This window comes from Chitinophaga polysaccharea (genome assembly GCF_902150045.1).
In the GTDB taxonomy this organism is placed as follows: Bacteria; Bacteroidota; Bacteroidia; order Chitinophagales; family Chitinophagaceae; genus Chitinophaga; species Chitinophaga polysaccharea_A.
The window spans coordinates 809,453-823,771 of record NZ_CABFVU010000003.1; the positions used below are offsets into that span (position 1 = coordinate 809,453).

Sequence of the window (14,319 nt, forward strand, 5' to 3'; positions counted from 1 at the left end):
AAGTACTACTGATGTTATATGACAACCGGGGGGATTCTGGTACTTTTAAATGGTTAGTGGCCGCTAAAATAGGGTTTTAATAGCAGCCACCAAAAAAATTACTGCAATTCGGGAATGCCATATATTCCATACGGACTAAAAGCAACTACGCCATTCACTTTAAGCGGGAGAAAGGTCCCTTCCGCGGTGAGGTACTGCAAGTCATCGCCGACCCTGCAAAGTAAGGGGAAGCTGTACTGCACGTCTGTAACCCCGTAGCCGGGCGTTTCTTCCAGCATCACATCATCAAATGCCTGTTCGCTTACGGGCTTACCTGCTGTATTCAGCACTGTAAATTCCGACCCTTTCTGCGCGAGGAATCCACGCCCGTTCTTTTCCACCAGGAGGCGGTCGTAAATGGGAGCTATGATTATTTTACCGATGCTGTCGGTATATCCATACAGCGGGTATTCACTGCCGGCTATTTTCTTTTCCAGTAAACGGGATTTCGCTGCCGGCGGTAACAGCTTTTCTTTGGGGGCCGGCACTTTTACACCTTTAAAATTAAAACATGCCTCCGTGTAATCCTCCTTCCGGGTGGCTATCAGCAGGCTGGTATCTACCGATGATATACCTACATTATAGTAAATGGCGGGGATCAGCATTTTCTTATGCAGTATGTCGTACACACCTGCGCCGGTTTCTTTCTTAACAGCTGCCAATCCCGGCGCAAGGCCTTCCACTTTTTGGTACTCCATGGGCAATACCTGCTCCCCTGATGTGCTAAACAATCCATACATCTCCTGGTAACTTACTTCCAGCAATTCCATACCGGGAGCAGTGACATCAGTGCCATCGATGTCGAAAAAAGCTGGCCCTGTCAGCTTGCCCGTTGCAGGATTATAAAAGCCGTACAGCGCTTTTTGTTTCAGCTTGAAAAGAGGTGCTGCGGAGCGTTTATCCATCAGCGTTATAGCGGTATAATCTTTTGACAGTAACTTTTTGCCGGTACTATCTGCCAGGTTGTAATTACCATTTACCGGGATGATAAAATATTCACCGGCGGCCACTACATCACCTTCATATACAGGTGGAATAATTACTTTACCATCTTCCCGGAGGATACCTGTTTTCCCGTTTTGTGTGATCCGCAGGTAAGGGCCGTAACCCTGTTCATCGTATGCGTCCGTGATATCTTCATAAATAAAATCTGCTATCAGCGTACCGTCTTCCCCTACCAGTCCATACTTACCATTCTTTCTTGCCCTGAGAGAACCGTTATTGATGATGGTCATATCTGTATATTCCGGAGCAGCATATTCTTTTTTATTTTGCAGGTTGATGGTTACATCCTGCCCGTTCTTTTTTAAGCTCATCACCCAGTTGTCACTGCGCATAAAATAATGCTCGTGCTCATATTCAAAGGGGATCTGTATATTGTTATTAAAGTCGATGATCCCCCATTTGCCATTCTTCTGTGCAAACAGGTAATCTCCTTTCCTGCCGCAGCCTCCGCAATAGTCGAATGATTCATACACAGCCGGTATCAGCAGTTTGTTTTCCGCCGTGCTGTAAATACCCCATTTGTCGCCGGTCTTCACATCAAAGTGCTGATCGTCCAATATCCCTGCATCTTCAAACTGCATAGGCAGCAGCAGTTTGCCGTAGGTGTCTGCATAGGTCATTTTTCCGTCCCGGCGCAATACCAGGTAGGTTTTCCATTTCATTTCAATGGTATCATATTCAGCAGGCAGCACCCATTTCCCGTCATTGCCCATGATTCCTGTTTTACCGTTGCTGGCCACCAGCAGCATAGTTAACTCCTTATCGGGAACAACCAGCGAGTGACCGTTCTCATCAACGGGTGTAGTAGTAACCGGGTGATACATGGCCAGTAACTGGTCGAATGCCTTCTTACCAGAAGGATCAATATACCAGCTTTTCTCCCCGTCCACCACACGGGCAAACCCATTGCTGAATATAGATGCCTGCTGGGCCGGTAAAGTGCGGGCCGCCAGCAGCAGTGCACCTGTCAGCAAATAACGTATATGCTTTGCTGTTACTATTTTAGTCATCATATCCTTTCTTCTTCTTTGATTTATACGGGAATGGTTTTCCCTGTGCATCAAGATAAAAATACCACTCTCCCTGTTTCACCAGTAAAGGGAAAATATTCCTTTCATATCCCTGGTTGATTTCCATTTCATCATAGATAGCAGGGATGATCATTTTGCCGTTAATGCCCGCAATACCTTTTTTGCCTTCACGGGTTACTTCAAACAGTTTATTATCTTCCCGGTAACTGATATCGTCAAATTCCACAGGCAGGATCATCCTGCCAAGAGTATCCGTTATGCCGTATTTCCTGTTACGGCCTATTTTAAAAAAGGGCGCGCCGTATAAACTGCTTATTTCGCTGTACTCTACAGGGAGCAGCACTTTCCCTTCCCTGGTGATCAATCCTTTAAGATCGCCTTTCTTTACCAGGAGCAGATCTTCCAGGGTGTTAATATCGTCTGCTGTAATGGGATAAATGACCTCTTTATTACGGTTGATAATACCATACAATGTCTGGTTGGGGCTGATATCTTTGCCTGCCAGGGCCAGGCCGTTCCAGAAATCTCCCACAAAGCTGTAGTCGTCAAAAACCACCTCTTTACCGTTGGTATCCAGGAACAGGTTGCTGCGGCTGCTACTGTAACTTCCCCAAACTTTTAACAGCCCATTACTGAACTGTGCATTTCTTTTTTTGCTGCTTTCCGGCATCAGCAGCCTGGTAACCCTGTCTTCTTTAAACTCCCAGCGGTTGCTGCTATATAAAACATTGCCGGCTATATCGGAGAGAGTGCAGGTGGTGGTGCCGTCGTTGTTATACTGGGTTTCCACTATACGGTTGGTATCTACCGCTGTAAAGAACCCGTATTGTTTTCCGCCCCGGATGATCTTACCGGTGGCATCGGCCAGCGAAGTGGTATCGCCGTTGCGGAGGAACAGCAATTGATTGTTCTGCCATTGCATCCAGCTGTACTTTGCGGGCAGGATCTCTTTCCCGGTAGCGGTATTGAACAAACCAAGCTGCTCTCCTTTCAGAAAGGCCTGGTAATTTTTTTTATCTTCTCCTGCGAGATCATCGAGATAGGAAAAGCTGCTGTTATAACCATTTACTAAACCGTCATATACCAGGGGAACAATAATTTTACCGTCTATTCCAAGCAGGCCTGTTTTGCCCTGCTGTTCCGCCTCCAGGTAAAGTGTATTTTCCCGTAAGAAGGGTGTTATACGGCTGTATGCAAATGGCAACAACTGTTTGCCACTGGTATCAAATATCCCTGTGGCAGTTCCTTTGCTTACCAGGAATACCAGCGGTATGGCCAATACGGGTATTCCCTTACCGCCCGGCGCCATTACTGCAGGAGCGTCATATACTTCCCTTCCTTCCGCGTTAACAGCTTTGATGTCACTATACAGCGGTGGAATGATCTCCTTACCCGCTGCATTCACCACTCCGTACTTACCACCCTTGCCTACTTTCATTACAGTGCCCATCAGGGATGCTTCGGTATATTGCAGCGGCAGCAGCGTTTGGCCATGTGCGTCTACGACCCCGGTTTTCCCGTTTTGTGTAACGGCAAAGAGATCATTCCCCGGCCCAAGGCTGCATTTATCATAAACGGCTGGTACTACAATGCGGCCGTCGTGATCCATCACGCCCGATTTGCCTTTGGAGGTAAACCCAAAATAAGTGTTGTTGCTACTGAGGTAGTTAAACGACTCATATTCCGCGGGCACAATGATGGTACCGTCTTCCGCTGCCAGTCCTACTTTCCCGGCCTTCTTTATTTCTATGGTATAATTGCGTACATAACTTTTGCCTGCATCTTCGTATAGGGGTGCCTGTAATACCTTTCCTGTTTTAATGTCTATCCATCCCCAGCGGCCATCTTTTTTCATTTTCAGCACATGCGGCGTCATAGGTTCTGCCTGTGTGTATACAGGCGGGCAAATCTCATTGCCAAGTGTATCAGCGGCGCCATATTTTCCATTGAGCCGGGTGATCACAAAGCAATAGTTCTTCGAGGAATCCGTGTCGTCTTTTTCATCGGCCAGGATAACCTCATCATACTTAAAGGGGGCTATAATTTTACCGCTGTTACTGATGGCTCCATAGGCATTATGTTTTACCGCTATGATGGTTTTGAAATAGCCCTGGTTCTCCAGTTTATCTACCAGCACGGCTCCTGAAAGATGCAGCCATTGCTTTTGCCGGTTAATCATCACCGGCGCCAGCTGCCCATCGAACCGCCCCAGGTAATCCGCTACCACCTGCTGTTGCGCATACAAAGAAAGGTTGCTTAAAAAGAGTCCTGTCAATAAGTATTTTTTCCTCAGCATGTAGTTTCCGCTTTAATAGAAGTTGCAAAGATGCATATCTTTCGGAAAACGCAAATAATTTATGTTTTGTTTAAAACCACTGGTTGCGGGCTTCCGTTCAACGAAAAGGTGCAGGGTTTTATTATTTTTTTGTTACGTTTGTCGATTCCCGTTTTGGGGCGTGAACTTAAGAAATGAAAAAAATCTGCATTATGAATGGAATGACTAAATCTGTTGCCGCTGCATTCCTGGGCGCCTTTACGGCGTTACAGGGGCTCACCGCAGTAGCTCAATCCAATGAAAAGCCAAAGCTGATTGTAGGTATCGTGGTAGACCAGATGCGCTGGGATTACCTGTACCGGTATTACGACCGTTATGAAGCCGGCGGCTTCAAACGCATGCTGGGTGATGGTTTTTCATGTGAGAACACATTTATCAGCCACCTTCCCTCTTTTACAGCCGTAGGCCACAGCACTATTTATACAGGCAGTGTACCGGCTATTCATGGTATTACGGGCAACGACTGGCCCGATCAGCTCAGCGGGAGAAAATGGTATTGCACTGAAGACACTACCGTACAACCTGTTGGCACCAGTAGCTCCGCAGGCAGGATGTCGCCACGCAACCTGCTGGCCTCCACTATCACCGATGAACTGAAACTGGCCACCAACTTCCGCTCAAAGGTAGTGGGCGTATCGCTGAAAGACCGCGCCTCTATCCTTCCTGCCGGGCATACGGCCAATGGCGCATTCTGGCTGGACGACAGCAACGCCAGCTTTGTGACCAGCACCTGGTATATGAAGGAACTGCCTGGATGGGTAAAACGCTTCAACGACCGCAAAGTGCCACAGCAACTGATGTCCAAACCATGGGAAACCCTATATCCTATCAACACCTATGTACAGAGCAGTGAAGACAACGCTCCCTGGGAAGGTACTTTCCCCGGCGAAAAAGCGCCTGTTTTCCCCCATGCGCTGAAAGACGTTTATAAAAAAGACCCCGGCAGCCTGAGATCTACTCCCAACGGGAATACGCTGACACTGGATTTCGCAAAAACGGCCATTGAAGGATATGACCTCGGTAATAACACCGTAACGGATTTCCTCACTATCAACTGCGCTTCTACCGATTATGTAGGCCATAAATACGGCCCTAACTCCATAGAAGTGGAAGATACCTATCTGCGCCTGGATAAAGACCTGTCGGCCTTTTTCTCTTACCTCGACCAACGCGTGGGAAAAGGCAACTACCTCGTATTCCTTACAGCCGATCATGGCGCTGCCCACGCCCTTAAATTCATGGAAGAACATAAACTGCCATCCGGGCAAACTGAAAGCCGGAAACTGGTGGCAGGCCTGGATAGTACGCTGAATGCCCGCTTCGGCGTGAGCAAACTGGTATTGTCTTTTATGAACTACCACGTGAGCTTCGACAAAGCAAAAATTGCTGCGTCCAAACTGGATTATGATGCGGTGAAGAAAGAAACCGTGAAATACTTTGAGGCGCAACCGGGTATCCAGTTTGCCGCCGACCTGGATAATATCGGAACGAACCCTTTACCGGAACCACTGAACACCATGGCCATTAATGGTTACAACCGTAAACGCACCGGTTCCGTGATCGTGATCCCTGAACCGGGATGGTTTGAAGGTTCACTGAAAGGAACTACCCATGGTAACTGGAACCCGTTCGATATCCATATCCCGCTGGTGTTTATGGGATGGCATGTAAAACATGGCGCCTCCAATGAAACGGTGCATATGACAGATATTGCCGCTACCCTGGCTGCCATGCTGCATATACAAATGCCCAGCGGCTGTGTAGGTAAACCTGTGAAAGAAATACTGCAATAATATATTTCCGGTAGGATACCGCCTGGCATCCTACCGGGTTTTAAATTATACCCTTCCCATAAAAGGATCTGTGATCCCCTCTTCTCCTGTTTCCACCCTTCCTGCATACTGCTGGCTAAATGTATCAAAGCCTGCTGCCTTCACGGTAAAATCGTACCAGCCACGACTTTTCTGTAACGGTAATACCAGCTCCAGTGTGGCCCCTGCTGCAATGCTACGCCGGATCAACTTTCCATGATAAGCATTGTCTGTGATGCTGATATCCCGGGGGCTGCTACCGGTATTGGTTACACGCAGTACCAGGTTGCCGGTGGCCTTCTTTTTCAGCTTACCGTTTGTTTCATAGTCCACCGCAATATCCAGCTGCGGATGCTGCGGGGAGCCTTCGAAGGCACGGTAAAACCCGTTCGGCCCAAGCAGGTGCAGCCTGTAATGGTTATCAGTAAAGGCTTTGGCCGGCCATTCATAAGTGATGGTATCCCCTGCGGCTACGGCAAAGGACCAGGTTCTTCCCTGCTCTGTTTCACCGGTTGATTCATCCTTGTAAGGAAGATGGGTGTACACCGTGAAAGGCGCGCCATGCGCACGGTCGCCAAACAATTGCCTGCCTGCTTTCATTTTCAGCGACAACAACTCCCCGTCTGCTTTCCACTGCCCGTCTGCCAGCAGTTCATACGGCAATGCGCAGGAAGGGCGGGTACCTTTCTCCTGTTGTAAAATCGTAGTGCCTTTTCCGTTAGTAAATGCTTTTACATCTTCCGGGGTGATCTTATTGAAGCCGGTGGGCACGGATTTAAAGCGGGCGTTGTTGATGTTCTCCACTACGCGGCGCTGGTCCAGGAAAATCTTTTTGTCGGGTGTGGATGTGTTAAAGGGGCTGAAAGCTGCTGTAAGATCCCCGCTGATAGTGCGTCGCCACTGGCTGATATTTTCCAGGTGCAGTTTTTTGTTCAGTTTCTTATTAAAAAATGTTTCCAGGAACTGGAGGGTGGAAGTATGTTCAAATACCTGCGAGCATACCTTTCCTCCCCTGCTCCATGGAGATGCGATCATAAGGGGAACCCTGAAACCCAGTCCTACCGGGGCCTCCCTTGCCTGCTTCTCACTTATGCCCTGTTTCAGTTCATGTGCCAGCCTCACCTGTTCAATTTCCGTATCAATTCCGGCGGAACATTTTCCCGTACCGGGTTTATTATTATCGCAAATAGAAAATGGTACTACGTGATCGAAGTAGCCATCATTTTCATCGTAAGTAACAATGAAAATAGTTTTCTTCCATACTTCCGGTTTTTGTGTAAGGATATCCAGTATTTCAGATACATACCATGCGCCATACCAGGGAGCGCTGGGGTGGTCGGAAAAATTCTGCGGGCCTGCCAGCCAGGATACCTGCGGCAGTTTGCCTTCGTTCACATCTTTACGGAACTGGTGCAGCACATCGCCGGCTGGTACGGTAATAGTACGCTCCGTTGATCCGTCTTTATAACTCACTTCTGTTACCCTGCGGTAGGAAGGATCATTTTTATTTACCACGAAAGCCCGCTGGTAAAGCGATTTCTGGTGATCCGTTAATTGCTCATAGCTTTCTTTGTTCCATTTCGCCAGCTCCTGTGTGGCATTGTCAAGTACTGCCTGTTTTTTAGAGATATCAGCACGGATCTTTGCGGCCGCAGCATCAGAGGAAGGACTGGCTTCCTGGAGCTTGTTAATTTCATCGGGTAAGGTTTCCACCTGTTTCAGCAACCCGTTTACATAGCGTTCAGAAAACTTCACATTATATGCCGCGAAAAATTCCAGCAGGTTACAGCCGAAGTTGGCAAGCCAGGCCCTTTCTTCTCCTTTCCATCCGCCACCGCAGCTGATCTCATTCTGGTAAAATTTCCAGGCGATATTATTTTCTTCCAGCAATTCAGGGAAGGTTTTCCAGGGAAGTTTTCCATAGCTGTAATCATCATTCCGGATATGCGCTTTTGGCAATCCATCCACCTCATGCACTATTTTTCCTGTCCAGAAAAAAGAGCGGTTAGGCGTAGTACTGGTCATGGCTGAGCAGAAGTTCTGGTCGCATACCGTGAAAGCATCCGCCATGGCGTAGTTGAAGGGAAGATCTTCGCGGGTATAATAGCCCATTGTTAAAGGCATAGCCGCGTATTCTTTGTTGCCCGGTGTTTTTGCGATCAGCCATTTATCGTAGCGCCCTTTATTGTAAGCATCTACCTGGCTTGGCCTTGAATGCGGCAATGCGCCCATCCAGGTGGCTTTGGTGTCTTTAATATTAAGACGGAAAGGGGCATAGGTATCGCCCTGTGCATTAGTTTGAAACCATACCGGTTTGGCATCCGGCATCCATGCAGCACGTGGATCATTAAAACCGCGAACACCCTGTAAAGTGCCAAAGCAATGATCAAAAGAACGGTTCTCCTGCATAAGGATCACAATATGTTCCGCATCGAGGAAAGTGCTGCCGGGAGCAGGATCTATTGCCAACGCCCGTTGAATAGAGGCAGGCATCATGGTAGATAAGCCTGCGGCACCAGATAGTAGTAAAGATTTTTTCAGAAATTCTCTGCGTGAGTCCATTTATAATCAGATTGAGTGGGTTTCTGCATTGTTCAGCAAACATTGTTCATCAAACAAAATAGAAAACATTCTCAAAGAATGCAATGGTGCCTCCTGTTATGTGTTTGTTATACATTATATACGGCTATGGTTGAGGACAGCCGGTAAGTGTATGCCATTCATGCTCAATGCGCGTCATGAGCAAGGCATTATCAAATGCAACGGATCCTTCTTTAAATACTGTAGTATCTTCAAAAAAACTCGAACTCATCTGCAACAACTGTAACGGGCTTACCAGCCACTGGTAGGTTTGCAGTTTCAGCCCATCGAGCGACTGCCGCCGGTTGGGAGAATAACCAACGGCTCCGCCCGCAAAAAATGCAGACGCATTTTCCAGCGTTCTGAAAACAGAGGTAGCCGGGAACTCATTGGTACTGCGGGCATCCACGGTAAGAGAGGTATGATCTGTGCTGGTAAAACCAATATGATAATGCCCGTTCTCCTCCTTTACATCAAAACGCGCCAGGTGATGCTTCCCCGGAAATATCCGCCCACCTGCCAGTGCGTTCCACCGCGATGAAGTATCCCGCCTCGGAATATACACGCCTTCTTTCGTAACTCCTTCCTCTTCCCACTCCACGGCAATGCGATGCGCCCCGTTTTCTGAAGAGATACCGGTAAAATCAGGCCAGCCTTTGGGCTTTATATGTTTTAATCTTATCAGGCAGATACCTGCAATGGCTTTGCCTTTATAGATCTTTGGCCGGAAAGGAGCCGGCAGCAGGGGCTGAATGACTTCGGGATCCACGGTAAAATTCACCAGGATGCGGCGGTCTATGTAACCATGTATAACGGGTAACTTCATATAGGTACAGATCTGTATTAAAGATACATCAAACCTGTCTTTTTAATAAATTGAACAAATGTTTTGAAAAGTTGTTCAATTTTGTATCTTTGTCAAAAGGATGATTATGCCGGTAAGTGAGAAGAAAGTAAAAATGGACGACTCCACGGAGGAACGGATTAAAGCGGCCGCCAGGATAGTATTCACCAAGAAAGGATACCAGGCCACGAAAGTAAGGGATATTGCCGCAGAGGCCGACATTAACCTGTCGCTGGTCAACTATTATTTCCGCAGCAAGGAAAAGCTGTTTCAGTATGTAATGGCTGAAGTGGTGGAAAAATTGTTCACCAGGATTGCGCAGGTGCTCAATAATGAACAGCTCAGCATACAGCAAAAGGTGGAACAACTGGCAGACCACTACATAGACATGTTACTGAAAAACCCGGATTTCCCTTTGTTTATGATAAACGAGATTTTTGCGGGCAGTGATGTGCTGTTGAAAAACAACCGTAATCACGCTATCTTCCAGTCTCATTTCTTCAAGCAACTGGCCGCCCTGCAAAAAGAAGGTAAACTGAGCATACACCCTATCCAGTTAATGCTGAGCCTGATCGGCTTTGTAGTGATGCCCTTCCTGGCCCGGCCACTGCTGGAAAGAAACAAAGTGTTGAAATCAACTGAATTCGTGGCTATGATGGAAGAGCGGAGAAAACTTATTCCCATGTGGATAAAAGGCATGCTGAAATAGCTGCTTTTTTTTACCTGAAAATTGAACAACTTTTCAAAACAACAATTCAAATATGAAAGTACTTCAGGCATTATGTTGTTTCATATTATTGGGAGTGCCGGCAAAACAGGCCAGAGGACAAGATTCCGTGCTTACCATAGAAGAGTGTTATACCCTGGCCCGGCAAAATTACCCGCTGATCAGACAGTATGATCTTATTAAACGCAGCAGCAGGTATTCCGTGGAAAATGCAGGTAAACTCTACCTGCCCCAGCTCAGTGTAAGCGGGCAGGCCACCTACCAGTCGCAAACCATCAACTTCAGTGAAGTGATCCCTCCTATGCCCGGTGTGGAATTCCCTTCGCTGAGCAAAGACCAGTATAAGATACAGGCGGAGATCTCCCAGCAGATCTATGATGGAGGAGTAAGCAAACTGCAGAAGGAAAGCAGTCGCGCCAATGAGGCCATACAACAGCAACAGCTGGAAGTAAACCTCTACGCCATCCGTCAGCAGGTAACACAACTGTATTTCGGCATACTGCTCATGGATGCGCAACTGCAGCAGAACAACCTGAGAAAGGCAGACCTGCAAAGCGCCACGGATAAAATGCAGGCGGCCCTTAACAACGGCGTAGCCTATCGCAGCAATGTAGATGAGCTTAAAGCAGAGATCATGAACGCCGATATGATGACCACCGAATTCATGGCTAACAGGAAAGCCTATATGAAAATGCTGTCGGCTTTCCTGCATCAGCCGCTGAGCGACAGCACCCGCCTGGCATGGCCCGCACCCGTGACGCCACAACAGGAGATACATCGGCCTGAAATTACTTACTATGATATCCAGAAAAAAGCGCTGGACGTACAGAAGAAACAACTGCAGTCAGGCTATCTTCCCAAGCTGAACGCTTTTATCCAGGGCGCTTACGGCCGCCCCACCCTAAACATCGTCGACAATAAAGCCGGCGCCTGGTGGCTTGGCGGCGTTCGGCTCAGCTGGTCCCTCGGCAGCCTCTACTCCCTGAAAAACAACCGGCAACTGTTGGACATTAACCGGCAAAACCTGGATATAAGCAAGGAAACATTCCTGTTCAATACCAGCATGAGCCTGCAGCAGCAATACCAGGACATCGATAAGTTTGCCGTGCTGATAGACCAGGACGACAGTGCCATCGCACTACGTTCATCCGTACGGAAATCGGCCCAGGCGCAGCTCGACAATGGCGTGATCACCGTGCATGAATACATCTCCCAGCTGAATGCAGAAAACCTGGCGAAACAATCACGAATTCTTCACAGCATACAATTACTACAGGCTCAATACAATCATAAAAATACCTCCGGGAACTGATTAACTATTGCATATGAAATACAACATGATACTTGCTATAGCCGTTGTGATGATGATCAATGCCTGCGGAAAAGGCAGTAACGACTACGATGCATCCGGTAACTTTGAAGCAGATGAAGTGATCGTATCTGCAGAACAAAACGGCGAGATACAATCGTTCACCGTAAAAGAAGGCGACAAGCTCCCCGCAGGCCAAACGGTTGGGCAAATAGACGTGGCCATCCCCACCCTTCAGAAGGAACAGGTACAGGCATCTATAAAAGCATTGCAGGAGAAAACGCAGGACCCCGTGCCGGAAAGGGAACTGGTACGCCGGCAACTGCTGGTACAGGAAGCGCAGCTGCAGCAGCAGTACCGGGAAAGAACACGCACCGAAAACCTGGTAAAAAGCGATGCCGCCACACAGAAACAGCTGGATGATATCAATGCCCTTATTGTGCAAATGGAAAGACAGCTAAATGTTACGCGGCAACAGTTGCAGCTTAACAATTCCAATATCTCCACACAAAACCGCAGCATTCTAAGTGAAAAAGCGCCGCTGGAAAAATCACTGGCGCAATTTGCAGAACAGATCCGAAAAGGACAGATTGTAAATCCCATCAGCGGCGTTGTGCTTCAAAGATATGCACTGCAGGGAGAAATGGCCACCAGCGGAAAGCCGCTCTATAAGATCGCCAACATTGATACGCTTTACCTGAAGGCCTATGTAACCGGTATTACCCTCCCGCAGATCAAACTGGGGCAACAGGTACAGGTGCGTATCGACCAGGGTAAAAAAGATTATAAGGCCTATCCCGGTGAAATTACCTGGATCTCCGGTAAATCTGAGTTTACGCCTAAAACCATTCAAACAAAAAATGAGCGGGCCAACCTGGTATATGCCATCAAGGTAAGGGTAAAGAACGATGGCTACCTGAAAATAGGCATGTATGGTGAAATGCTGATCAATAAAGATTCCAAATGAGCGCGGTAACCCTTGATCATATCACTAAAACCTACGATGAAGGTAAGGTGCTGGCAGTGGATGATATTACACTGCAGGTGGAGGAAGGCGAGCTGTTTGGCCTCATTGGCCCCGATGGCGCAGGCAAAACATCCCTTTTCCGCGTCCTCACCACCTTGCTGCTGCCGGATAAAGGCAGCGCCACCGTACGCGGGTATGATTGCGTGAAAGATTATAAAGAGATCCGTAAACGGATCGGCTATATGCCCGGGAAATTTTCCCTGTACCAGGATCTGACGGTAAAGGAGAACCTCGATTTCTTCGCCACTCTTTTTGGCAGCACCATAGAAGGCAACTATGAGTTGATAAAAGATATCTACGAACAGATAAAGCCTTTTAATGACCGTCGCGCCGGTAAGCTCAGCGGCGGCATGAAACAGAAGCTGGCCCTCTGTTGCGCGCTGATCCACAAACCGGAAGTATTATTCCTGGATGAACCTACCACTGGAGTGGATGTAGTATCGAGGAAAGAATTCTGGGAGATGCTGAAACGCCTGAAACAACAGGGTATTACCATCATAGTATCTACCCCTTATATGGATGAAGCCATGCTTTGTGAAAGGATTGCACTGATACAGAATGGTAAAATTATGTCGGTAGATACGCCGGCTAACATCATGGCCGCCTTCCCCGTAAAACTGTACGCCATGAAGGCGGACAATATTTATAAACTGCTCACAGCATTGAGAGGTATGCCGGAAATAGACAGCAGCTTTGCTTTCGGGGAGTACATACACATTACGCTGAAAGATGACAACATTGAAGCGCTCCGTCAAAAGGTAGAACAGCAAGGGCATACACATGTAGATATAAAATTAATTCATCCCGGCATTGAGGATAGTTTTATCCGGTTAATGAACCAGGCCTAAAACAGGTATCATGGAAGAAAAAGTGATTGTATGTAAGGATCTCACCAAGCGGTTCGGCGATTTTTATGCCGTTAATAAAATTTCCTTTGAGGTAGATAAAGGAGAGATCTTTGGTTTCCTGGGTGCTAACGGCGCCGGTAAAACCACGGCCATGCGCATTCTCTGCGGGCTCTCCCACCCCACCTCCGGGGAGGCTATGGTGGCCGGTTTCGACGTATACAAACAGGCGGAGGAGATCAAAAAGAATATCGGCTATATGAGCCAGAAATTCTCCCTGTATGAGAACCTCACGGTACTGGAGAACATCGAATTCTTTGGCGGTGTGTACGGCGTTCCGTATGCCGAGATCCGCAGACGAAGCGATAACCTGGTACAGCAATTAGGGCTTACCGCGGAAGCAAAGAAACTCGTTGGGGCATTGCCGTTAGGATGGAAACAGAAACTGGCATTTTCGGTGGCTATCTTCCACCAGCCGCGCATTGTATTCCTGGACGAGCCTACCGGTGGCGTGGACCCCGTTACCAGGCGGCAGTTCTGGGATATGATCTACGAAGCGGCGGCAAGTGGCATCACCATCTTTGTAACCACGCACTATATGGATGAAGCGGAGTATTGCAACCGCATCACCATTATGGTAGACGGGAAAGTGGAAGCGCTGGATTCTCCCGCCAACCTGAAAGCGCAGTTCAAGGCAGATAATATGGACGAAGTATTTTACCGGCTGGCCCGCGGGGCTAAAAGGTCGGGCGATTAAAACATTTAT

Annotated in this window: 10 protein-coding genes; 6 read left to right on the forward strand and 4 right to left on the reverse strand. The window is 47.9% G+C overall.

The features are described from left to right. Nucleotides 1-98: 98 nt before the first annotated feature. A complete protein-coding gene (locus FN124_RS23715; protein WP_185937345.1) occupies nt 99-2,057 on the reverse strand; it encodes a WG repeat-containing protein in 1,959 nt (652 codons plus the stop codon). Beyond that, complete coding sequence (locus FN124_RS23720) at nt 2,047-4,371, reverse strand: WG repeat-containing protein (RefSeq protein ID WP_142687249.1); 2,325 nt, start codon at nt 4,369-4,371, stop codon at nt 2,047-2,049. Before FN124_RS23720 ends, FN124_RS23715 begins: the two co-directional genes overlap by 11 nt. Before the next feature lie 191 nt (nt 4,372-4,562). On the opposite strand from FN124_RS23720, the gene pafA reads away from it, so the two are divergent. Then, entirely contained in the window at nt 4,563-6,203 is a 1,641-nt protein-coding gene (gene pafA / locus FN124_RS23725; protein WP_142687250.1) for an alkaline phosphatase PafA, read from the forward strand. Between the two features lie 45 nt (nt 6,204-6,248). On the opposite strand, the gene FN124_RS23730 is transcribed toward pafA, so the two are convergent. Beyond that, nucleotides 6,249-8,783 carry a phosphocholine-specific phospholipase C gene (locus FN124_RS23730; protein ID WP_142687251.1) on the reverse strand — a complete coding sequence of 845 codons (2,535 nt, stop codon included), beginning with the start codon at nt 8,781-8,783 and terminating at the stop codon, nt 6,249-6,251. Nucleotides 8,784-8,907: 124 nt separating this feature from the next. Further along, nucleotides 8,908-9,627, reverse strand: a complete 720-nt coding sequence (locus tag FN124_RS23735) for a DUF2071 domain-containing protein (RefSeq protein ID WP_142687252.1) — start codon at nt 9,625-9,627, stop codon at nt 8,908-8,910. Between the two features lie 106 nt (nt 9,628-9,733). Here FN124_RS23735 and FN124_RS23740 point away from each other — a divergent pair, with 106 nt between their 5' ends. The 5 genes from FN124_RS23740 to FN124_RS23760 are packed head-to-tail and all read left to right on the forward strand — an operon-like array spanning nt 9,734 to nt 14,310. Beyond that, nucleotides 9,734-10,354: a TetR/AcrR family transcriptional regulator gene (locus tag FN124_RS23740; protein WP_142687253.1), complete on the forward strand. Its 621-nt coding sequence runs from the start codon at nt 9,734-9,736 to the stop codon at nt 10,352-10,354. A 52-nt stretch (nt 10,355-10,406) separates the two neighbouring features. After that, on the forward strand, nt 10,407-11,684 hold the full coding sequence (locus FN124_RS23745) for a TolC family protein (RefSeq protein WP_142687254.1): 1,278 nt from the start codon (nt 10,407-10,409) through the stop codon (nt 11,682-11,684). 13 nt (nt 11,685-11,697) lie between these two features. Then, a complete protein-coding gene (locus FN124_RS23750) occupies nt 11,698-12,648 on the forward strand; it encodes an HlyD family secretion protein (RefSeq protein WP_142687255.1) in 951 nt (316 codons plus the stop codon). Continuing rightward, nucleotides 12,645-13,556 (forward strand): ABC transporter ATP-binding protein, encoded by a 912-nt coding sequence (locus FN124_RS23755; protein WP_142687256.1) that lies wholly within the window; start codon nt 12,645-12,647, stop codon nt 13,554-13,556. The genes FN124_RS23750 and FN124_RS23755 overlap by 4 nt, the downstream gene beginning before the upstream one ends. A gap of 10 nt (nt 13,557-13,566) precedes the next feature. Continuing rightward, on the forward strand, nt 13,567-14,310 hold the full coding sequence (locus FN124_RS23760) for an ABC transporter ATP-binding protein (protein WP_142687257.1): 744 nt from the start codon (nt 13,567-13,569) through the stop codon (nt 14,308-14,310). The last annotated feature ends 9 nt before the right edge of the window (nt 14,311-14,319 follow it).

Bases quoted from the DNA above. Each gene is read 5' to 3' on its own strand.
- FN124_RS23745 (WP_142687254.1), top strand. From the start codon at position 10,407: ATGAAAGTACTTCAGGCATTATGTTGTTTCATATTATTGGGAGTGCCG.
- FN124_RS23720 (WP_142687249.1), bottom strand. From the start codon at position 4,371: ATGCTGAGGAAAAAATACTTATTGACAGGACTCTTTTTAAGCAACCTT.
- FN124_RS23760 (WP_142687257.1), top strand. From the start codon at position 13,567: ATGGAAGAAAAAGTGATTGTATGTAAGGATCTCACCAAGCGGTTCGGC.
- FN124_RS23755 (WP_142687256.1), top strand. From the start codon at position 12,645: ATGAGCGCGGTAACCCTTGATCATATCACTAAAACCTACGATGAAGGT.
- FN124_RS23715 (WP_185937345.1), bottom strand. From the start codon at position 2,057: ATGATGACTAAAATAGTAACAGCAAAGCATATACGTTATTTGCTGACA.
- FN124_RS23740 (WP_142687253.1), top strand. From the start codon at position 9,734: ATGCCGGTAAGTGAGAAGAAAGTAAAAATGGACGACTCCACGGAGGAA.
- pafA (WP_142687250.1), top strand. From the start codon at position 4,563: ATGAATGGAATGACTAAATCTGTTGCCGCTGCATTCCTGGGCGCCTTT.
- FN124_RS23750 (WP_142687255.1), top strand. From the start codon at position 11,698: ATGAAATACAACATGATACTTGCTATAGCCGTTGTGATGATGATCAAT.
- FN124_RS23730 (WP_142687251.1), bottom strand. From the start codon at position 8,783: ATGGACTCACGCAGAGAATTTCTGAAAAAATCTTTACTACTATCTGGT.
- FN124_RS23735 (WP_142687252.1), bottom strand. From the start codon at position 9,627: ATGAAGTTACCCGTTATACATGGTTACATAGACCGCCGCATCCTGGTG.